The sequence below is a fragment of the Leifsonia sp. C5G2 genome (assembly GCF_013359685.1).
In the GTDB taxonomy this organism is placed as follows: Bacteria; Actinomycetota; Actinomycetes; order Actinomycetales; family Microbacteriaceae; genus Leifsonia.
The window spans coordinates 118137-138972 of sequence record NZ_JABFMV010000003.1 but is presented as its reverse complement, the minus strand read 5'-3'; the positions used below and the strand labels follow the sequence as shown (position 1 = coordinate 138972).

At 70.6% G+C, this 20836-nt stretch carries 21 protein-coding genes; 18 read left to right on the top strand and 3 right to left on the bottom strand.

Annotated features, from left to right (window positions below):
* The first annotated feature begins 23 nt into the window (after nt 1-23).
* From HNO83_RS05375 to prfA, 7 genes are all read left to right on the top strand, one after another.
* Entirely contained in the window at nt 24-818 is a 795-nt protein-coding gene (locus HNO83_RS05375) for an LmeA family phospholipid-binding protein (RefSeq protein WP_175336487.1), read from the top strand.
* A gap of 132 nt (nt 819-950) precedes the next feature.
* Nucleotides 951-2405, top strand: a complete 1455-nt coding sequence (lysA, locus tag HNO83_RS05370) for a diaminopimelate decarboxylase (protein WP_175336486.1) — start codon at nt 951-953, stop codon at nt 2403-2405.
* Nucleotides 2402-3784, top strand: a complete 1383-nt coding sequence (locus HNO83_RS05365) for a homoserine dehydrogenase (RefSeq protein ID WP_175336485.1) — start codon at nt 2402-2404, stop codon at nt 3782-3784. Before lysA ends, HNO83_RS05365 begins: the two co-directional genes overlap by 4 nt.
* A complete protein-coding gene (gene thrC / locus HNO83_RS05360; RefSeq protein ID WP_175336484.1) occupies nt 3784-4890 on the top strand; it encodes a threonine synthase in 1107 nt (368 codons plus the stop codon). The genes HNO83_RS05365 and thrC overlap by 1 nt, the downstream gene beginning before the upstream one ends.
* Entirely contained in the window at nt 4887-5843 is a 957-nt protein-coding gene (thrB, locus tag HNO83_RS05355; protein ID WP_175336483.1) for a homoserine kinase, read from the top strand. The genes thrC and thrB overlap by 4 nt, the downstream gene beginning before the upstream one ends.
* Nucleotides 5844-6093: 250 nt before the next feature.
* Nucleotides 6094-8298 (top strand): transcription termination factor Rho, encoded by a 2205-nt coding sequence (rho, locus tag HNO83_RS05350; RefSeq protein WP_175336482.1) that lies wholly within the window; start codon nt 6094-6096, stop codon nt 8296-8298.
* Nucleotides 8299-8386: 88 nt separating this feature from the next.
* A complete protein-coding gene (gene prfA, locus HNO83_RS05345) occupies nt 8387-9460 on the top strand; it encodes a peptide chain release factor 1 (protein ID WP_175336481.1) in 1074 nt (357 codons plus the stop codon).
* 104 nt (nt 9461-9564) lie between these two features.
* On the opposite strand, the gene prmC is transcribed toward prfA, so the two are convergent.
* On the bottom strand, nt 9565-10455 hold the full coding sequence (gene prmC, locus HNO83_RS05340; protein WP_175336480.1) for a peptide chain release factor N(5)-glutamine methyltransferase: 891 nt from the start codon (nt 10453-10455) through the stop codon (nt 9565-9567).
* Between the two features lie 117 nt (nt 10456-10572).
* On the opposite strand from prmC, the gene cysK reads away from it, so the two are divergent.
* Together cysK and epsC are read left to right on the top strand one after the other, a co-directional pair.
* Nucleotides 10573-11511 carry a cysteine synthase A gene (cysK, locus tag HNO83_RS05335; protein WP_175336479.1) on the top strand — a complete coding sequence of 313 codons (939 nt, stop codon included), beginning with the start codon at nt 10573-10575 and terminating at the stop codon, nt 11509-11511.
* Nucleotides 11512-11515: 4 nt separating this feature from the next.
* Nucleotides 11516-12085 carry a serine O-acetyltransferase EpsC gene (gene epsC / locus HNO83_RS05330; protein ID WP_175336478.1) on the top strand — a complete coding sequence of 190 codons (570 nt, stop codon included), beginning with the start codon at nt 11516-11518 and terminating at the stop codon, nt 12083-12085.
* Between the two features lie 109 nt (nt 12086-12194).
* Here epsC and HNO83_RS05325 read toward each other — a convergent pair whose 3' ends face one another.
* Nucleotides 12195-13124: a TetR/AcrR family transcriptional regulator gene (locus HNO83_RS05325; protein WP_175336477.1), complete on the bottom strand. Its 930-nt coding sequence runs from the start codon at nt 13122-13124 to the stop codon at nt 12195-12197.
* A gap of 109 nt (nt 13125-13233) precedes the next feature.
* Here HNO83_RS05325 and HNO83_RS05320 point away from each other — a divergent pair, with 109 nt between their 5' ends.
* Together HNO83_RS05320 and HNO83_RS05315 are read left to right on the top strand one after the other, a co-directional pair.
* Entirely contained in the window at nt 13234-14139 is a 906-nt protein-coding gene (locus HNO83_RS05320) for an ABC transporter ATP-binding protein (RefSeq protein ID WP_175336476.1), read from the top strand.
* Entirely contained in the window at nt 14136-14933 is a 798-nt protein-coding gene (locus HNO83_RS05315) for an ABC transporter permease (RefSeq protein ID WP_175336475.1), read from the top strand. The genes HNO83_RS05320 and HNO83_RS05315 overlap by 4 nt, the downstream gene beginning before the upstream one ends.
* 95 nt (nt 14934-15028) lie before the next feature.
* On the opposite strand, the gene HNO83_RS05310 is transcribed toward HNO83_RS05315, so the two are convergent.
* The gene (locus HNO83_RS05310) at nt 15029-15655 is read right to left on the bottom strand and encodes an HAD family hydrolase (protein ID WP_175336474.1); all 627 of its coding nucleotides are present in this window, start codon (nt 15653-15655) and stop codon (nt 15029-15031) included.
* A 59-nt stretch (nt 15656-15714) separates the two neighbouring features.
* On the opposite strand from HNO83_RS05310, the gene HNO83_RS05305 reads away from it, so the two are divergent.
* From HNO83_RS05305 to HNO83_RS05275, 7 genes are all read left to right on the top strand, one after another.
* Nucleotides 15715-16407 (top strand): L-threonylcarbamoyladenylate synthase, encoded by a 693-nt coding sequence (locus tag HNO83_RS05305; protein WP_175336473.1) that lies wholly within the window; start codon nt 15715-15717, stop codon nt 16405-16407.
* Complete coding sequence (locus tag HNO83_RS05300) at nt 16404-17690, top strand: MraY family glycosyltransferase (RefSeq protein ID WP_349627080.1); 1287 nt, start codon at nt 16404-16406, stop codon at nt 17688-17690. Before HNO83_RS05305 ends, HNO83_RS05300 begins: the two co-directional genes overlap by 4 nt.
* Nucleotides 17687-18190, top strand: a complete 504-nt coding sequence (locus tag HNO83_RS05295; RefSeq protein WP_175336472.1) for a Cg1360 family ATP-synthase-associated protein — start codon at nt 17687-17689, stop codon at nt 18188-18190. The genes HNO83_RS05300 and HNO83_RS05295 overlap by 4 nt, the downstream gene beginning before the upstream one ends.
* Before the next feature lie 173 nt (nt 18191-18363).
* Complete coding sequence (gene atpB, locus HNO83_RS05290; RefSeq protein ID WP_175336471.1) at nt 18364-19161, top strand: F0F1 ATP synthase subunit A; 798 nt, start codon at nt 18364-18366, stop codon at nt 19159-19161.
* Between the two features lie 51 nt (nt 19162-19212).
* Entirely contained in the window at nt 19213-19434 is a 222-nt protein-coding gene (atpE, locus tag HNO83_RS05285; protein WP_064111451.1) for an ATP synthase F0 subunit C, read from the top strand.
* Nucleotides 19435-19465: 31 nt separating this feature from the next.
* The gene (locus HNO83_RS05280; protein ID WP_175336470.1) at nt 19466-20023 is read left to right on the top strand and encodes a F0F1 ATP synthase subunit B; all 558 of its coding nucleotides are present in this window, start codon (nt 19466-19468) and stop codon (nt 20021-20023) included.
* Complete coding sequence (locus HNO83_RS05275) at nt 20023-20814, top strand: F0F1 ATP synthase subunit delta (protein WP_175336469.1); 792 nt, start codon at nt 20023-20025, stop codon at nt 20812-20814. Before HNO83_RS05280 ends, HNO83_RS05275 begins: the two co-directional genes overlap by 1 nt.
* Nucleotides 20815-20836: the final 22 nt, after the last annotated feature.

The following is a 20836-nucleotide window of genomic DNA, read 5'->3' as shown; positions in this document are numbered from 1 at the left end:
GACGAGACGAAGGAGGCGACCCGATGAGCGAGGACACGACCCAGGTGCTGCCCGGTACGGGTGCGCCGCAGCGCCGCCGCCGGCCGCGCTGGCTGCGGCTGCTGCTGTGGGTCGGCATCCCGGTCGTCGTCATCGTCGTGCTGCTCGTGGTCGTCGACTCGGCAGCGCGCGCGTACGCCGAGCAACGCGTCTCCGACGAGATCGAGAAGAATCTGCCGGCCGACGTGAAGGGCCAGGTCACCACGCACATTGGGGGATTCTCCGTGCTGCAGCAGTACCTCTCCGGCACCTTCCAGCGCGTGGAGCTCGACGCGCCGAAGGTGGTGGCGAACGGTGCGCCACTCAGCGCGAAGCTCGTCGCCACCGGCGTCCCGACCGACTTCTCGAAGCCGATCTCGCAGGCGACCGGCACCCTGAGCATCAGCCAGGACTCGCTCAACAAGCTCGTGCAGATCCCCGGTGCGACCGGCGACATCACCCTCGGTGCCGGCACCATCGGGTACGACGGCAGCATCAGCCTGCTCGGGCTGCCCGTCCAGTACACGGTCACGGCGACGCCGGAGGCCGCGGGCGACCAGGTGCTACTGAAGGCCGACAAGGCCAGCCTCAAGACGGGCGCCGGCAACGTCAACCTGGACAGGCTGCTGCAGGCGCTCACCGCGCAGGGGCCGTTCCCGGTGTGCGCGGCGCAGTACCTTCCTGATGGCGTGCAGGTCGATGACATCCAGGTCTCCCCGGGGCACGCGACCGTCCGGCTGACCGCCAGTGACTTCGTGATGAACGAGAAGTTCCTGAACAGCAAGGGCAGCTGCTCCTAGTCCGGATGTAACACACGGAAAGCGGATACGGCTCCCGGATACACTGGTCCTGTCCTCTCCACCGGCTTCAGGGGCCAATCCGGGTCCGCTCGCCTAGGAGACCCCCACTCGTCACCACCCGTGAGGTTCCCTATGGCCGATCCGAATCCCCTCGCACCCTCCTGGCTGCATGTCCCGGACGACGCGAACGCGCTCGTCCCCGGGCTCTGGTCCCGCACCGTCTCGCGTTCCGACGGCGAGCTCGTCGTCGGCGGCGTCGCGGCGGGGGAGCTCGCCGCGCGGTTCGGGACGCCGCTCTACGTCGTCGACGAGGAGCACGCCCGCTCGCGCGCCGTCGAGGTGCGCACGGCCTTCGACCGTGCCTTCGCCGAGATCGGGACGGCCGCGAAGGTCTACTACGCAGGCAAGGCGTTCCTGAGCATCGAGGTCGCCCGCTGGATGGCCGAGGCCGGCCTGCACATCGACGTCTGCAGCGGGGGCGAGCTCGCGGTCGCGCTGGCGGCCGGCGTCGACCCCGAGCGGCTCGGTTTCCACGGCAACAACAAGTCGCTCGCCGAGATCGACCGGGCCGTGCAGGTCGGCGTCGGCGCCATCGTGATCGACAGCCTGCAGGAGATCGACCGCGTCGCCGAGGCGGCGGAGCGGCACGGTGTCCGGCAGAGCGTCCGGCTGCGAGTGAACAGCGGGGTGCACGCGCACACGCACGCGTTCCTCGCCACCGCTCACGAGGACCAGAAGTTCGGGATCGCGCTCGACCGCGCCGAAGAGGCCGTCGGACTCATCCGCTCGCGCCCGTCGCTGGTCTTCCGCGGGCTGCACTGCCACATCGGCTCGCAGATCTTCGGCGCCGACGGCTTCGCCGAGTCGGCCGCGCGCCTGCTCACGTTGCACAAGCGGTTGCTGGCCGGGGGCGACGTGCCCGAGCTGAACCTGGGCGGTGGCTTCGGCATCGCCTACACGGCCGCCGACGACCCGGCCCCGATCGAGGTGCTCGCGCGCCGCATCGCGGAGACGGTGGCGGCCGGATGCGAGGAGCTCGACATCCCGATGCCCGTCGTCGCGTTCGAGCCCGGCCGGTCGATCATCGGGACCGCCGGTCTCACCCTCTACACGGTCGGCACCACGAAGGACGTGCCCGTCGCCTTCGAGGACGACGGCGAGACCGCGGTCCGCCGCTACGTGAGCGTCGACGGCGGGATGAGCGACAACGCCCGCCCCGCGCTGTACGAGGCCGACTACTCGGCCCGCATCGCGAGCCGTGTCTCCCTCGCCCCGCCCGCGCTCGTGCGCGTCGCGGGCAAGCACTGCGAGAGCGGCGACATCGTGGTCGACGCCGAGTACCTGCCCGCCGACGTCGAGCCGGGGGACCTGCTCGCCGTGCCCGCGACCGGTGCCTACTGCTGGTCGCTCGCGAGCAACTACAACTATCTCGGGCGGCCGCCGGTGGTGGCCGTCCGCGACGGCGACGCGCGCGTGATCGTGCGGGGAGAGACCATCGAGGACCTCCTCGCCCGGGATGCGGCGTACGACCCGTCCGCCGTCCCCGCATCCGCTGTCACCGCGTCGAAGGAGCGCAGCCAGGCATGATCGAGTACCGCAACCTCCGCGTCGCCCTCCTCGGGGCCGGCTCCGTCGGCTCCCAGGTGGCCCGCCTCCTGCTGGAGCAGGGCGACGAGTTCGCCTCCCGCGTCGGCGCCCGGCTCGAGCTCGTCGGCATCGCCGTGCGCGACGTCGACGCTCCTCGGGACGTCGACCTGCCGCGCGAGCTGTTCACCACCGACGCGAGCTCGCTCATCCTCGGCGCCGACATCGTGGTCGAGCTGATGGGCGGCATCGAGCCGGCCCGCGGGTACGTGCTCGAGGCGCTCAACTCCGGTGCCGACGTCATCACCGCGAACAAGGCGCTGCTGGCCACCCATGGCCCCGAGCTGTTCGAGGCGGCCGAGCAGGTCGGCGCCCAGCTCTACTACGAGGCGGCCGTCGCCGGCGCCATCCCGATCATCCGCCCGCTGCGCGACAGTCTCGCCGGCGACCGCATCGAGCGGATCCTCGGCATCGTCAACGGCACCACCAACTTCGTGCTCGACCGGATGGACGTGCACGGCGAGACCCTGCAGGACGCGCTGGCCACCGCCACCGACCGCGGGTGCGCCGAGGCCGACCCGACCGCCGACATCGGCGGCTACGACGCGGCGCAGAAGGCCGCCATCCTGGCGAGCCTCGCCTTCCACACCACCGTGCCGCTCGACCGCGTCTACCGCGAGGGCATCACCGGCGTGACGAAGGCGCAGGTGGATGCCGCCCGCGAGGCCGGGGCCGTCATCAAGCTGCTCGCGATCTGCGAGCGGATGAGGGATCCGGAGTCGGGGGAGGAGGGCGTCTCCGCCCGCGTCTACCCGGCGCTCATCAGCCGCGACCACCCGCTCGCCGCGGTGCACGGCGCCCACAACGCGGTGTTCGTGCAGGCCGCCGCCGCCGGCGACCTCATGTTCTACGGCGCGGGGGCCGGCGGCGTCGAGACCGCGTCGGCCGTGCTCGGCGACGTCGTCTCCGCCGCGCGGAGGCACGTCGTCGGCGGTCCGGGCGTCGCCGAGTCGACGCACTCCGACCTGCCGGTGCTCGACATCGGCCGCGTGGTGACCCGCTACCAGATCACCCTGGATGTGGAGGACCAGCCCGGCGTGCTCGCCGCGGTGGCGCGCATCCTGAGCGACGGCGGTGTCAGCGTGGAGACCGTGCAGCAGTCGGTGCCGAGCCTCACCGGGCCGGTCGTGGTGGCCGGTTCGGCGCCGGAGGCCGCCGGCCCGGCCGGTGGCCCGATTCACGGCGGCGGCAGGGCCACCGCTACCCTGGTCATCGGCACCCACGAAGCCGAGGAGGCCGCACTCGCGGCCACCGTCGAGGCGCTCGCGGCGAGCGACGTCGTGATCGCCATCTCTTCCGTTCTCCGAGTCGAAGGATCGTAATGCCCCAGCCCAAGGCCTACAGTCGTCAGTGGCGAGGCGTCCTGCGCGAGTACGCGGACCGCCTGAACATCTCCGAGGCCACTCCGATCGTCACGCTGGGCGAGGGCGGCACGCCGCTCATCCCCGCACCCGCTCTGTCCGCGCGCACCGGCGCCGACGTGTACGTGAAGTTCGAGGGGATGAACCCCACGGGGTCGTTCAAGGACCGCGGCATGACCATGGCGATCTCGAAGGCCGTCGAGCACGGCGCGAAGGCCGTCATCTGCGCCTCCACCGGAAACACCTCGGCGTCCGCCGCCGCGTACGCCACGCACGCCGGCATCCAGGCCGTCGTGCTGGTGCCGGAGGGCAAGATCGCGATGGGCAAGCTCGGCCAGGCGATCGCGCACAACGCGCAGCTGCTGCAGGTGCAGGGCAACTTCGACGACTGCCTCGACATCGCGCGCGACCTCGCGACGAACTACCCGGTGCACCTGGTCAACTCGGTCAACCCCGACCGCATCGAGGGTCAGAAGACCGCGGCCTTCGAGGTCGTCGAGGCGCTCGGCGACGCTCCGGACTTCCACATCGTGCCCGTCGGCAACGCCGGCAACTACACCGCGTACCACCGCGGCTACACCGAGGAGCTGCAGCGCGGGGAGTCCACCAGGCTGCCCCGGATGTTCGGCTTCCAGGCCGCGGGGAGCGCCCCGATCGTGCTCGGGCACCCGGTCAAGGACCCGGACACCATCGCCACCGCGATCCGCATCGGCAACCCGGCGTCGTGGGAGCTCGCTCTCAACGCCCGGGACGACAGCGAGGGCTACTTCGGCGCCATCGACGACGCGAAGATCCTGGAGGCGCACCGCCTGCTCTCCGCCGAGGTCGGCATCTTCGTGGAGCCGGCCTCCGCGATCAGCGTCGCCGGCCTGCTGGAGCGCTCGGCGGCGGGCGTCATCCCGGCCGGCGCCACCGTCGTCCTGACCGTCACCGGCCACGGCCTGAAGGACCCGCAGTGGGCCCTCCGCACGGCCGACGGCTCCGACGTCCAGCCGACCGTCGTCCCGGTCGACACGACCGCCATCGCCGACGTGCTCGGCCTGCAGCGCGCCGAGGCGACCGCGTGACCTCGCCCGACCTGCGCGGCCGGACCGTCGCCGTCAAGGTCCCGGCGACCAGCGCCAACCTCGGCCCCGGCTTCGACACGCTCGGCCTCGCACTCGCCCTCTACGACGAGCTCGAGGTCTCCGTCCGCGACGAGCCGGGCGCGACCGTCGAGGTCGTCGGCGTCGGCGAGGGCGAGGTGGCCACCGACGAGAGCAACCTCGTCGTCCGCGCCATCGCGCACACCTTCGACGCCGTCGGCGTGCCGATGCCGGGGCTGAACCTGCGGGCGCGCAACAGCATCCCGCACGGCCGCGGCCTCGGGTCCTCGGGAGCTGCGATCGTCTCCGGCATCATGGCCGCGAAGGGACTCCTGGAGGGCGTCGTCGATCTCGACGCGCAGCAGCTGCTCGCCCTCGCGAACGACATGGAGGGGCACCCCGACAACGTCGCGCCCGCCCTCTTCGGCGGACTGACGATCGCCTGGGTCACCCCGGAGGGCCCGCGCTTCAAGAAGCTCATCGTGCACCGCGGCGTCTCGCCGCTCGTGCTGGTGCCCGAGCACGTGATGTCCACGGCCCTGGCGCGCAGCCTCCAGCCGCAGTCGGTGCCCCACGAGGACGCCGTCTTCAACGTCTCCCGCTCCGCCCTGCTCGTCGCGGCCCTCATCCAGAGCCCCGAACTGCTGCACGCGGCCACCGAGGACAAGCTCCACCAGAGCTACCGCGCCTCGGCGATGCCGGAGACCGACCGGCTCATCACGCTGCTGCGCGAGAACGGCTTCGCCGCCGTCGTCTCGGGCGCCGGCCCGTCGATCCTGGTCCTCGGCAGCGACCCGAGCCAGCGGCTGGCCGCCGCGAAGCTGGTGGAGGAGGCCGCGCAGACGCGCTGGCAGCCGCTGATGCTCGCGGTCGACTTCAAGGGCGCGACGGTCGCGCGGGTGGAGCCGGCGTCGGCGGACACACCGGCGGCGTAGCGTCCCGAGCCTCACGCCCGAGGTGGTAAACTGCAGTGCACCCGCGAAGAACCCGCGTCACGAGCGAATCCAGCTTCCGGGTGATCTCCTAGCAATCATGCCGTCACTCCTGCCTGCCTTCCCGAGTCTTCCTTAGCGGACATCGGGGCGGCGACGTAGCGCGGATCAGAACGCAGCACGTACCGGCAGTTCATGTGGCGAAGCTCACAGACGGCGCGCAGACGCGCGTCGGGGGAAAGGATCCTCTTCCGTGACTGATGTCGAACTCCACGCCGGGGGCGTGGACACCAGCGACCTGACCTCGCTCAAGGTGGCGGAGCTCCAGGCTCTCGCCGCCGGGCTCGGGCTCCAGGGCGCAGGCCGGCTCCGCAAGGGCGAACTGGTCGAAGCGATCGCCGCCGCGCGTGCGGCCGCCGCTCCGGCCGACGCCGCTGCCGAGCCGCAGCAGACCGAGGCGGCGACCGCCGCCTCGCAAGTCCTCACCGAACCGCTCATCGCCGAGCCGCTCTCGACCGAGACGCTCATCGCCGAGCCCCTGATCGCCGAGCCGGCGGGCGCCGAGCGCGTCGAGCCGACCGTCGGCGACCCGGTGCTGCCGCAGGCGGACGCCGCCCAGGCCGGCTCCGAGCCGCGCCGCCGCGGTTCGCGCCGCGTCAGCAGCCCGGACGGCACCGGGATCGCGGCCGGCAACGGCATCGCGGCCGGCACGCACGTCAACTCCGGCGCCACCGGCGTCGACTCGCTCATCCCCGACGTGGATGCGCTGCTCGACTCCGCCCTCGCCTCCCGCGAGCAGGCGCGCGGCCAGCAGAACGGCCAGAACGCCCAGAACGGCGACCAGGGCCAGGGCAACGGCGGCGGACGTCGTCGTCGCGGCCGCGGCCAGAACGGTCAGAACGCCGACCAGGCCCAGGACGCCGCCGCGCAGAGCGAGCAGCAGGCCGACCAGCCCGAGGGCGCCCGCGCCGAGGGCCAGAGCGAGCAGGGCGACGGCGGTCAGGGCGAGCAGCAGGGCACCGGCCGCAACCGCCGCAACCGCAACCGCAACAAGAACAGCGCCCAGCAGAACGAGCAGGGCCAGGGCCAGCCGAAGGACCTCCAGCAGGGCGGCCAGGGCGGTCAGGGCGGTCAGCAGCAGGGCCAGCAGAACCGCGGCCAGAACGCCGACCAGCAGGCCGAGGGGGAGCGCTCCGGCCGCTACCGCGACCGCAACCGCAAGCGCCGCGGCGGCGCGGTCGGCGACGAGTTCGAGCCCGAGCTGTCCGACGACGACGTGCTCATCCCGGTCGCCGGCATCCTCGACGTGCTCGACAACTACGCGTTCGTGCGCACCACCGGCTACCTGCCGGGCGCGAGCGACGTGTACGTCTCGCTCGGCCAGGTCAAGAAGTACAACCTGCGCAAGGGCGACGCCGTGGTCGGCGCCATCCGCCAGCCGCGCGAGGGCGAGAACAACACCCGCCAGAAGTACAACGCGCTGGTGAAGGTCGACTCCATCAACGGGCAGACCCCGGAGGAGGCGGCGGGCCGCGTCGAGTTCGGCAAGCTGACGCCGCTGTACCCGCAGGAGCGACTGCGCCTGGAGACCGAGCCGTCCAAGGTGACCCAGCGGATCATCGACCTGGTCGCCCCGATCGGCAAGGGCCAGCGCGGCCTGATCGTCGCGCCGCCGAAGGCCGGCAAGACGATCGTGATGCAGCAGATCGCCAACGCGATCACGGCGAACAACCCCGAGGTGCACCTGATGGTCGTCTTGGTGGACGAGCGTCCGGAAGAGGTCACCGACATGCAGCGCACGGTGAAGGGCGAGGTCATCGCCTCCACCTTCGACCGTCCCGCCGAGGACCACACCACCGTCGCCGAGCTCGCCATCGAGCGTGCGAAGCGCCTGGTGGAGTTGGGCCACGACGTGGTCGTGCTGCTCGACTCCATCACCCGCCTGGGTCGCGCCTACAACCTGACCGCTCCGGCGTCGGGCCGCATCCTCTCCGGCGGCGTGGACGCGTCCGCGCTGTACCCGCCGAAGCGCTTCTTCGGCGCCGCCCGCAACATCGAGCACGGCGGCTCGCTGACCATCCTCGCCTCGGCGCTGGTGGAGACCGGCTCCAAGATGGACGAGGTCATCTTCGAGGAGTTCAAGGGCACCGGCAACATGGAGCTCCGCCTGTCGCGCCAGCTGGCCGACAAGCGCATCTTCCCGGCCGTCGACGTCAACGCCTCCGGCACCCGCCGCGAGGAGATGCTGATGGGTCAGGACGAGGTCAAGATCACCTGGAAGCTGCGCCGCGCCCTCGCCGGGCTCGACCAGCAGCAGGCCCTGGAGATCGTGCTCGGCCGCCTCAAGGAGACCTCGAGCAACGTCGAGTTCCTGATGCAGGTGCAGAAGTCGATGCCGCAGCCGACGAACGGCCACGGCACCGCGCACTCGCACGGCCACGAGAACGACCACCGCTAGCCCGGTTTCGCGCCCGTCCGTCCTGCCCCGTGCAGGACGGACGGGCGCTTCGTCGTTCCCCGGCCCCCCCTCGCAGAAAGAAGACCCCATGTTCGAATCGGTGAACGCCCTCATCGCCGAGCACGACGACCTGCAGCGCCAGCTGTCCGACCCGGAGCTGCACAGCGACCCCGTGCGCTCGAAGCGCGTCAACCGCCGCTACGCCGAGCTGTCGCGCATCGTCGCCGCCTACACGGAGTGGAAGCAGCTGTCGGACGACCTGGAGGCCGCCCGCGAGCTCGCCGCCGAGGACGCGGCCTTCGCCGAGGAGCTCCCGGGCCTCGAGCAGAGCCTCGCCGACTCGTCCGAGAAGCTGCGGCGGCTGCTCATCCCGCGCGACCCCAACGACTCGCGCGACGTGATCATGGAGATCAAGATGGGCGAGGGCGGCGCGGAGTCGGCGCTGTTCGCCGGCGACCTGCTGCGGATGTACTTGCACTACGCCGACTCGAAGCGCTGGAAGGCCGAGATCATCGAGCAGACCTCCAGCGACCTCGGCGGCATCAAGGACGTGCAGGTGGCCTTCAAGGGCACCTCCAGCGACCCGGCCGAGGGCGTCTGGGCGCACCTGAAGTACGAGGGAGGCGTCCACCGCGTGCAGCGCGTGCCGGCGACCGAGTCGCAGGGCCGCATCCACACCTCCGCCGCCGGTGTGCTGGTGTTCCCGGAGGTGGACGAGCCGGAGGAGGTCGAGATCAGCCCGAACGACCTCAAGATCGACGTGTTCCGGTCCTCCGGCCCCGGCGGCCAGTCGGTCAACACGACCGACTCGGCGGTGCGCATCACGCACGTCCCGACCGGCATCGTCGTGTCGATGCAGAACGAGAAGAGCCAGCTGCAGAACCGCGAGGCGGCCATGCGCGTGCTGCGCGCCCGGCTGCTCGCGCGTCAGCAGGAGGAGGCGGACGCGGAAGCGGCCGAGTTCCGCAAGGGCCAGATCCGCACCATGGACCGCTCCGAGCGCATTCGCACCTACAACTTCCCGGAGAACCGGATCGCCGACCACCGCACCGGCTACAAGGCCTACAACCTCGACGCCGTCATGAACGGAGCCCTGGACCCCGTCATCGACAGCAACATCGCCCTCGACGAGGAGACCCGCCTCTCCAACCTCGCCGACTGACCCTCCCTCTGAGCCCGGTCCCAAGGCAACAGCTCCTGAGTTTTTCGACCTCGCCGCGGCGCGTCGCTCGAAAAAGCCAGGAGCTGTTGGCTTGGAGGGGCGGGTCAGCGGAGGGCGGTGGTGGCCCGGTCGCGGGTGGTGAGGTCGCGGTGGGTGGCGGCGGCGCGCCAGCCGTCGGACGTCAGCAGGGCGCGGATCGCGGCGCCCTGCAGCTCGCCGTGCTCGAGCACCAGCGTGCCGCCGGGGTGGAGCAGGCGCCGGGCGACGCGCGAGATCGTGCGGACCACATCCAGCCCGTCCGGGCCGCCGTAGAGCGCCGCGTGCGGGTCGTGCAGCCGCACCTCGGGGTCGCGCGGGATGGCGTCGTCCGGCACGTACGGCGGATTCGAGATGACCACGTCCACCGTGCCGTCGAGCTCCGGCAGGGCGTCCGCCAGGTCGATGAACACAGGGGTCAGGTTCTCGGCGCCCACCTCGTCGATGTTGCGCCGGGCCCAGATGTACGCCTCGGGAGAGTTCTCGACCGCGTAGACGCGCGCGTGCGGCACCTCGGTCGCCAGCGCCAGCGCGATGGCGCCGCTGCCCGTCCCCAGGTCGACGGCCACCGGCGTCGGCGACGGGACGGCGCGCAGCGCGTCGATCGCGAACTGCGCCACCTGCTCGGTCTCGGGCCGGGGCACGAACACGCCCGGACCGACGTTCAGCTCCAGCGACCGGAAGGGCGCGCGGCCGGTGATGTGCTGCAGCGGCTCGCGGGCGGCGCGGCGCGCGGCCAGGTCGCGCAGGCGCTCGGCGTCCGCAATGGCGACCGTTGAGTCCATCACCACGAGCGCTTGGACGCGTCCACGGCCGACATCGAGCACGTGGCCGATCAGCAGCTCGGCGTCGACCTCCGGGTCGGGGACGCCCGCACGCGCCAGCAGGGCGACCGTCTCGTCCCGGAGGGCGCGGACGGACACGGAGGAGGAAGGGGATGCGGGGGATTCGGGGCTCATCGCCCGTCGAGCCTAGCGCCCGGCAGAGCCTGACGCTGTCACGCGCCTTCGCCTTCCCGATGCGGCGTCTAGAGTGGTGAGGCGATCCCATCCACCCCGATCCGACGAGGAGAGGCCATGTCAGGTCACATCTACGACAACGTCACCGAGGCTGTCGGGCGGACGCCGCTCGTGCGGCTGAACCGGCTCACCGAGGGGGTCGACGCGACGGTCCTCGCCAAGCTCGAGTTCTACAACCCCGCGGGCAGTGTGAAGGACCGCATCGGCGTCGCCATCATCGACGCCGCCGAGAAGGCCGGTGCGCTCAAGCCCGGCGGCACGATCGTGGAGGCGACCAGCGGCAACACCGGCATCGCCCTCGCCATGGTGGGTGCGGCGCGCGGCTACAACGTCGTGCTGGCCATGCCGGAGACCATGAGCAAGGAGCGGCGCGTGCTGCTCCGCGCGTTCGGCGCGAAGATCGAGCTGACGCCCGGTCCCGACGGCATGCGCGGCGCGGTCGAGAAGGCGCAGGAGATCGTCGAGAGCACCGAGAACGCCATCTGGGCGAAGCAGTTCGCGAACGAGGCCAACCCGGCCATCCACCGCGCCACCACGGCCGAGGAGATCTGGGCGGACACCGACGGCGGCGTCGACATCTTCGTCGCGGGCGTCGGCACCGGCGGCACGATCACGGGCGTCGGCCAGGTGCTCAAGGAGCGCAAGCCCGGCGTGAAGATCGTCGCGGTCGAACCGATCGACTCGCCCATCCTGAACGGCGGCAAGCCCGGCCCGCACAAGATCCAGGGCATCGGCGCCAACTTCGTCCCCGAGATCCTCGACACCACGGTGTACGACGAGGTCGTCGACGTGTCGTTCGAGGACGCCCTGGATGTGGCCAAGCGCCTGGCGAGCGAGGAGGGCATCCTCGCGGGCATCTCCTCCGGTGCGATCGTCTGGGCCGCGCTGCAGCTGGCGAAGCGTCCCGAGAACGCGGGCAAGACGATCGTCGCGGTGGTCTGCGACACCGGCGAGCGCTACATCTCGACCCCGCTGTGGGCCGACCTGCTGGACTGAGCGGGTGCCGATCCTCCGAGCCCGGGAAGACATCCGGAACGCGCGCAGGCACGACCCGGCCGCCCGCGGCGGGGTCGAGGTCGCCGTCGTCTACTCCGGCCTGCACGCGATCTGGTCGTACCGGATCGCCCACCGGATGTGGCGGGCCGGCCTGCGGACGCCCGCACGCGTCCTCTCGCAGCTGACGCGGTTCCTGACCGGGATCGAGATCCATCCCGGGGCCCGCATCGGCCGCCGGTTCTTCATCGACCACGGCATGGGGGTCGTGATCGGCGAGACGACGTGGATCGGCGACGACGTCATGCTCTACCACGGCGTGACCCTGGGCGGTCGGGGGAGCGGGCACGGCAAGCGGCATCCCACGGTCGAGGACGGCGTCATCGTCGGCGCGGGTGCGAAGGTGCTCGGCGCGATCACGATCGGGGCCCACTCGGTCATCGGCGCCAACGCCGTCGTCACGCGCGACGCGCCCGCCGACTCGCTCCTCGTCGGCGTCCCCGCGCATCCCCGCCCGCGCTCCGGCCACGAGCAGATCGCCGGCGACGACTGGCTCGACCCCGCCATCTACATCTGACCAGCCCCCAGCCCCCAGCCATCAGCTCCTGAGTTCTTCGACCGCGCCGCGGCGTGTCGCTCGAAGAACTCAGGAGCTGACCGCTGCGGGGGCGAGGTGGGGGACAGGGTCAGCGGGCGGCGCGCTCGCGGGCGCGGGCGATCGCCTCACGCTCGCGCTTGCGGGCCTCGCGGAGGCGCGACTCGGCCTCGCGCCGGGCCTTCGCTGCTTCGCGGACGGCCTTGTCGCGCGGCACCGGCTCCGGGAGCGGCGCTGCCGCGGCCGGCGCCTCGCCGCCGCGCTCGGCGACGTAGCGTTCGATGCCGTCCAGGATGCGGTCGAGGCCGAAGGCGAAGTCGTCCTGCTCGCCGCCGTCGGCGTCCGCGTAGGTTCCCGACGCGACGAGCGGTGCGAGGTCCGGGAACCGCTCCGGCGTGACCAGCTCGGCCAGGGCCGCCGTGAACGCCTCGCCGTAGGCCGGGGGGCCGTCGGCTTGGCGTGACCGCGTCACATCGCGCTCCACCACCCCGACGGCGCGCGCGTACGACGACAGCAGCAGCGCGGTCGACATCTTCTCCGCGTCCGACAGCGGCAGCGCGCGCATCTCGCGCAGCCCCCAGTCGAGCACGGCCAGGTTGTTGGGCATGAGCGGGATGCCGTTGATCGGGATGTCGGGGAACCACGGGTGCTCGCGCATCACCTCGATGGTCGCCATGGCCCAGCGGCGCAACCCCTGCCGCCAGTCGTGCGCGCCGTCCGCGCGCCGGTCGAGCTCGTGGTCGGGCGGGATCGGGATGGCGCACACCGCGTCCTGCATGAGGGCGAGCACGTCGTCCTTGCTGGTGACGTAGCGGTAGAGCGACATCGTCGTGAACCCCAGCTCACCGGCGATGCGGCTCATGGAGACGGCGGGGAGCCCTTCGGCGTCGGCGAGCTCGATCGCCGTGTCGACGATCCGCTCGATGCTCAGTTCGCGCTTGGGGCCGCGCTGCGGGTGCTCCGCGACGCCCCAGCTCAGGGCGACGGCGCGGGGGAGCGCCTCTTCGACGTCGTCCGGCATCTGCGGCGTCCTCCTCACGGGTTGTTGACACCCATCCTAGAACTGTGTATCACTTAAACAACCGTATGCGGCATAAACAGTTTACGACACACACAATGAAGGGATCATCATGACCGGACCAGCGATCGAGGTGAGGGGAGTGCGCATGTCCTATGGTGCGCAGACCGTCCTCGACGGAATCGACCTGCGCGTGGAGGCGGGCACCGTCTTCGCGCTGCTCGGGCCCAACGGCGCGGGCAAGACGACGCTCATCACCATCCTGTCCACCCTCGTGCAGCCCGACGAGGGCACGGTGACGGTGGCGGGCCACGACCTGGCGACGGACGCCGGCGGCATCCGGCGCGCCATCAGCGTCACCGGCCAGGCGGCCGCCGTCGACGGCGTCCTGACCGGGGAGGAGAACCTGCGGATGATGGCCCGGCTCTCCGGCTTCAGCGCAGCGGACTCCAAGCGTCGGGCGGCCGAGCTCGTCGACCGCTTCGACCTCGGCGGCGCCGCCCGTAAACGCGTCGCGACCTACTCGGGCGGGATGCGCCGCCGCCTCGACCTGGCGCTGAGCCTGGTCGCCACCCCGCCCGTCATCTTCCTCGACGAACCGACGACCGGACTCGACACCCGCAGCAGGCAGACGCTGTGGGAGATCATCCAGGACCTGGCGCGCCGCGGGACCACGGTCCTGCTGACCACGCAATACCTGGAGGAGGCCGACCAGCTCGCCGACCGGATCGCCGTGCTCGACCACGGCGTCATCGTGGCCGAGGGCACGGCGGACGAGCTGAAGGCACGCGTCGACGGCGAGGTGGTCGAGTTGCGCGACGCCCGGGGCGACGTGGTCCGCGAGCTCCCGACCGACGGCAGCGTGGAGGCGCTGCGCACCGCCATCGACCGGCTGGACGCCCTCGGGGTGGCAGGCGGGACGATCGCCATCCGGAAGCCGTCGCTCGACGACGCCTTCCTCGCCCTCACCGGGCAGTCGTCCGCAGCGAACGAGACCGAGAAGGAGGCCGTCCGATGACCGCCGTCAGCATCCCCGCCCGTCCCGAGCACGCCGTCTCGCCGCTCGCGAGCGCCGCCGTCTTCGTCGGTCGCAGCATCCGCCATTCGCTGCGCGACGTCGAGGCGCTCACGATGGCGATCGTCCTCCCCGTCATGCTCATGCTGCTGTTCACGTTCGTGTTCGGCGGTGCGCTGGACGCTGAGGGCGGCTACGTCCAGTACGTCGTGCCCGGCATCATCCTGCTCTGCGCCGGGTTCGGCGCGTCGAGCACGGCCGTGGACGTGGCCCGCGACATGAGCGACGGGATCGTGGACCGCTTCCGCACCATGCCGCTGCGCTCCCGCGGGGTCATCACGGGACACGTGGTCGCGAGCCTGCTCCGGAACCTGCTCGCGACCGGCGTGGTGATCGGGGTCGCACTGCTGGTGGGCTTCCGCCCGACGGCCGATGTGCTGCAGTGGCTCGGTGCGCTCGGAGTCGTCGCCCTGTTCATCCTGGCCATCACGTGGTTGTACGCAGCCCTCGGTCTCGCGGCGAAGAGCCCGACGGCGGCGAGCGGCTACGGTTTCGCGCTGCTGTTCCTGCCGTACCTGTCGAGTGCCTTCGTGCCGACCGACACGATGCCGGTCTGGCTGCGGTGGATCGCCGAGAACCAGCCGATCACGCCGATCATCGAGACGATCCGGGCTCTCCTGTTCGGCCGTGCTCCCGGCGCCGACCTCTGGTGGGCCCTCGGCTGGTGCGCGCTGATCATCGTCGCCGCGTACGCCTGGGCCGCGTGGCTGTTCCGCCGCTCCGCCGCCCGCCGCTGACCGCCGGCCCCGCCCCAAGCCATCAGCTCCTGAGTTTTTCGAGCGAATCGCCGCCGCGAACGCGAGAAAGTCAGGAGCTCTTGGCTTGGGCGGGGTCAGCGCGAGGCGAAGGCGTGCGCGGCGGCGAGCATCGCGTCGGTGTCGAAGGTTCCGTCGTCGCGCTTGGTGAAGTGGTAGGCGTGCATCCCGCACTCCCGGGCGCCCTCGACGTTCGCGAGCGAGTCGTCGAACAGGATCGCGTCGGAGGGCTTCACCCCGAACCGCCCGAGCGCCCGCGTGTAGATGCGGCGTTCGGGCTTCCGGGCGCCCAGCACCGCCGAGACGAGGTCGTTGCTCTGCAGCACGTCCACGATCTCGGGGGTGAGCACCGGCAGCGAGTCCTTGAACGGGATGGGGTTGTTCGACAGCAGCGAGACCGTCCCGAGGGTCGCGGCCTCGTGCAGCACGGCGATCGACCCGGGGATGGGCGTCATGGCCGCCTTGCGCGCCTCCTGCCACTGCTCCAGCGTCAGCCGGGCGCCGGTCACCTCGGCGAACGCGTCCAGGTACTCCTCGCTGGTGGAGTACTCGCCGATCTCGGCGGCGCGCTCGAAACCGCCCGCCCACCAGGTGGACGCGAGTCGGTACTGGCTCACACCTCCGAGCTCCGCGAGCTTCGGAAGCCGCTTGTGGAAGTCGTAGTCGTAGAGCGTCTTGTCGCAGTCGAAGAAGTAGACGTCCATCGCCTCCAGTATCGTCCTCCCAGTCTGGGCGTCCGCCCCCCGGCTATCATTGAGCCGTCATGGCTCCCATCTACGACTGCTCGGTCGACTCCGAGCTGCTCACCGGCATGCGCCTCGCCCGTGCGGCGATCGGGCGCGGCGAACTCGTCGTCATCCCCACCGACACGGTCTACGGCGTCGCCGCCGACGCCTTCAGCCCGGCTGCGGTGCAACGGCTCCTCGACGCGAAGGGACGCGGCCGCCAGTCGCCGCCCCCGGTCCTGGTGCCCGGCATCCCGACGCTCGCGGCGCTCGCCGAGACCGTCCCGGATGAGGTGGATGCGCTCGTCAAGGCCTTCTGGCCGGGCGGGCTGACCATCGTGCTCCCGGCCTCCCCGTCGCTGGTCTGGGACCTGGGGGAGACCAAGGGCACCGTCGCGCTGCGCATGCCCGACAACACCCTCGCGCTCGAACTGCTGAGCGAGACCGGCCCGCTCGCCGTGTCGTCCGCCAATCTGACCGGCCGCCCGGCCGCCCGCACCGCCGCCGAGGCGGAGGGCATGCTCGGCGAGTCGATCTCCGTCTACCTCGACGGGGGAGAGGCGGGTTCCGCCTACGACCGCGTCGAGGGCAAGGACTCGTCGTCCACCATCGTCGACGCGACCGCCCTGGCCGCCGGCGTGGGCGGCCTGCGCATCCTCCGCCACGGCGTCATCTCCGCCGACCGGCTGCGCGAGGTGGTGGGCGACGCCCTGGACGCTCCCGTACCGTGACCCTCCTCCTCGCCCTCGCCCTGATCTCGGCCGTCATCACGTTCGGGATGTCGTTCGTCGTCTACAAGCTTGCGATGCGTTTCAAGCTGTACCCCAAGATCCGCGCCCGCGACGTGCACACCCGGCCGACGCCGCGGCTCGGCGGCGTCGCGATGTTCCTCGGGATCCTGGTGGCGTTCGGCGTCTCCTGGCTGCTGTCGAGCCAGTTCGGCGTCCTCTCGCTGATCTTCTCCGACCAGGGGCCCATCCTCGCGATCCTGGGCGCGTCCCTGCTCATCGTCGTCCTCGGGGTCGCGGACGACATCTGGGACCTCGACTGGATGACGAAGCTCGCCGGCCAGTTCGTGGCCGCCGGCCTGATCGCCTGGCTCGGCGTGCAGATCTACTCGCTGCCGATCGGCGGGCTCACCGTGGGCTCGCCGATCATGTCGATCGTCATCACGCTCTTCGCGATCGTCCTCGTGATGAACGCGATCAACTTCATCGACGGCCTGGACGGCCTCGTCGCCGGCGTCGCGCTGATCGCGAACGGCACGTTCCTCATCTACACCTACCTGCTGCAGCGCGAGATCAGCCCGCAGAACTACTTCAGCCTCGCCGGCGTCATCGCGGCGATCCTGGTCGGCGCTTGTGCAGGCTTCCTTCCGCTCAATTGGCACCCGGCGAAGATGTTCATGGGCGACGCCGGGGCGCTGCTGATCGGCCTGCTCATGGCCACCTCGGCCATCTCCGTGACCGGAACGATCAACCCGCAGGACCTGCAGACGCTCGGCCGGTCCTCGCTGGTGCCGGCGTTCATCCCGATCATCCTGCCGTTCGCGGTGCTCGTCATCCCGCTGCTCGACTTCGGGCTCGCCGTGATCCGGCGCCTGCGGGCGGGCAAGTCGCCGTTCAGCGCCGACCGCAAGCACCTGCACCACCGCCTGCTCGACATGGGGCACACGCACCTGCACGCGGTGCTCATCTTCTACGCGTGGACGGCCGTCCTCTCGATCGGCTGCCTGCTGTTCTTCTTCGACCCGTACTGGATGGCGATCGTGTTCGTCGCCATCGGCCTGGTCGTCTGCACGGCTTTCACGCTGGCTCCGCTGAGCCGGAGGAAGGCGAACGAGGCCGTCGCGGAGCTCGCCCCCGCGGGCAGCCGCGAGGCGGCCGAGACCGCCCGGTACGACCAGCTCGACGCCGCGCGCGCGCGGCCCGCCGCACGCACCGCCCCCGCAGGGGCCGACGGCCACACCACCACCGCAACCGACGAGCAGACGCTCACCGAGGAGTCCCGATGACCGACCACCCGGACGGCGCGCCCGGCGCACCCGCCCCCCGGCCGGCCCAGCCCGCCGCCCAGCCCACCTCGACCCCCGTGCTGCGGGACGTACTGAAGTACGGCCTCATCCTGGCCTTGGCGATCGCCATCGTCGGAATGCTGCTGGGCGGTCTCTTCGCCGGGTGGGTCGGTGTGACGAGCGCTCTGATCGGCACCGCGATGGCCGCCGTGTTCCTCTCGATCACGGCGCTGAGCATCCTGATCGCGAACCGATTCATCGGCTCCGACCTCTTCGTCGGCCTGTTCTTCGGCATCGTGCTGGGAGGCTGGATCCTCAAGTTCGTGCTGTTCCTGGTGCTCGCGATCCTGCTGAGGGACCAGCCGTGGATCAACCCCGTCGTGCTGTTCCTGAGCCTCATCGCGGGGGTGATCGGATCGCTCGTCGTCGACATGATCGTGGTGTTCCGATCGCGCGTCCCCTACGCCAGCGACGTCACTCTCCCCGGCGAGAAGCGCTGACCCGTATCCAATTCGTTATGGGCTGAAAACTCTTGTAGAGTTGTCCGTGATCCCCCACCCGTTCGCGCGAAGAAACCCGTAGCGCGAGTAGTGCAGGGTGTCCCACCGTTCGTCGTCGCGAGAGCTCTCAGCTCGACGCCCCGAAACAGGAGATAGCGCTGTTAGCTAACGCTGTGAACCTGCTGGTCCAGGCCGCAAGCTCCGAAGATGGTAGCTTCCAGGGTCCCTCGATCAACGAGTTCTTCCCCCCGACCCTGTTCACCATCGGTGGCCTCGAGTTCAACCGCATCATCGTCGTGCGTCTCCTCGCCACGATCGCGCTCCTCCTGATCTTCTGGCTCGGCACGCGCCGCATGAAGCTCATCCCCGGCCGCTTCCAGTCGGTCGTCGAGATGGGCCTCGACTTCGTGCGCGTCAACATCGCGGAGGACCTGCTCGGCAAGAAGGACGGCCGCCGCTTCCTGCCGCTGCTGACCACGATCTTCTTCATGGTGCTGTTCTTCAACATCACCGGCATCATCCCGTTCCTCAACATCGCGGGCACCTCGGTCATCGCGGTCCCGCTGCTGCTCGCGATCGTCGCGTACGTGACGTTCATCTACGCGGGCATCAAGAAGAGCCCGGCGAACTTCTTCAAGAACGCGCTCTTCCCGCCCGGCGTGCCGTGGTTCCTCTACATCATCGTGACGCCGATCGAGTTCGTCTCGACCTTCATCCTGCGTCCGATCACGCTGACCCTCCGACTCCTGATGAACATGGTCGTCGGGCACCTGCTGCTCGTCCTGTTCTTCACCGCGACGTGGTTCTTCTTCTTCACCGCGGGCGGCTGGTGGTCGCTGTTCGGCATCGGCACCTTCGCCTTCGGGTTCGTCTTCACGCTCTTCGAGATCCTGGTCGCAGTCCTGCAGGCCTACGTCTTCGCACTGCTCACCGCTGTCTACATCCAGCTGGCAGTCGCCGAGGAACACTAAGAACGATCCGCGCACCCGCACGGATCGCCATCACGGAAGGAAACACACAACGTGGACATCGCTGCAATCAACGGCAACATCGCCACCGTCGGTTACGGCCTCGCCGCCATCGGCCCGGCCATCGGCGTGGGCATCGTCGTCGGCAAGACCATCGAGGGCGTGGCCCGTCAGCCCGAGCTGGCCGGCCGTCTCCAGGTCCTGATGTACATCGGTATCGCGTTCACCGAGGCGCTCGCCTTCATCGGTATCGCGACCTACTTCATCTTCGTCTGAGTCCTCTTTTCTCTCTCAGTAAGGAGGAACCATGCTCAACGGTGTGGTGATCGCCGCGGCGGAGGAGCAGCACAATCCGCTCATCCCGGCGTGGCCGGACATCATCGGTGCGCTGATCTGCTTCATCGTCATCCTGTTCTTCTTCTGGAAGCTCGTGCTTCCGCGCATGAAGAAGCTGCTGGATGAGCGCGCTGAGGCGATCGAAGGCAACATCGAGAAGGCCGACGAGGCGCAGCGCAAGGCGGAGGAGCTGCTCGAGCAGTACACCGCCCAGCTCGCCGACGCTCGCGCCGAGGCCGCGAAGATCCGCGAGACCGCCCGCAACGACGGTCAGAAGATCGTCGCGGAGGCCCGCGAGACCGCGACGGCCGAGGCCGCCCGCGTGACCGCGCAGGCCCAGGCACAGCTCGAGGCGGAGCGCCAGACGGCGCTCGTCCAGCTGCGCGGCGAGGTCGGCTCGCTCGCGATCGACCTCGCGTCGACCGTGGTGCGCGAGTCGCTCGACGAGGACAAGCGCGCCCAGGCGATCGTGGACCGCTTCCTCGCGGACCTCGAGGCCGACCAGCAGAAGGCAGGATCGGGCAACTGATGGGAAGCGCCACCAGAGAAGCATTGGCCCGGTCCGTGTCGGCACTCGCCGACCTGGGATCCAAGGCCGATCTGGCGACGGCCGAGGACCTGTTCGCCGCAGGACGAGTCGTCGCCGACTCCGCCCAGCTCCGAGCCGTCCTCGGCGACCCCACGGCGGACCCGGAGGGCAAGGCCGCGCTCGTGAAGCGCGTCTTCGGCTCCCTGTCCGAGCCCGCCGTCTCGCTGCTCGGTGTGATCGTCGCGCAGCGCTGGTCGTCCCACGACGACCTGCTCGCCGCGATCGAGGAGCTCGGCATCCGGGCGATCGCCGCCTCCGCGCCGCGGAACGTCGACGTCGTGGGGGAGCTGTTCACCTTCGGAGGCGCCGTGACCTCCGACGCGCAGCTCGAGCTGGCGCTGCGCAGCAAGCTCGCGACGAGCGACTCCAAGGTCGCTCTCGTCGAGCGTCTGCTCGGTGGGCGGGCGTCGAAGGAGACGGTCGCCATCGTGCGGCAGCTCGTCGAGCAGCCCCGCGGCCGCAGCATCCGCGAGTCGCTCCGCGCGGCCGCCCGTGTCGTGGCGGCCCAGGAGGGCCTGACCATCGCGACGGTCTACGCCGCGGCCCCGCTGCCCGACGCCCAGGCCGAGCGCCTGCGCTCCGTTCTCAGCGCCACCTACGGCGACCTCAAGCTCAACCAGGTCGTCGACCCCTCGATCATCGGCGGATTGCGCGTACAGATCGGTGACGACGTCATCGATGGAAGCATCGCATCGCGTCTGGCCGAACTCCGGCTTCAGCTGGCGGGCTGACCGCCTCAAGATAGGAATCACA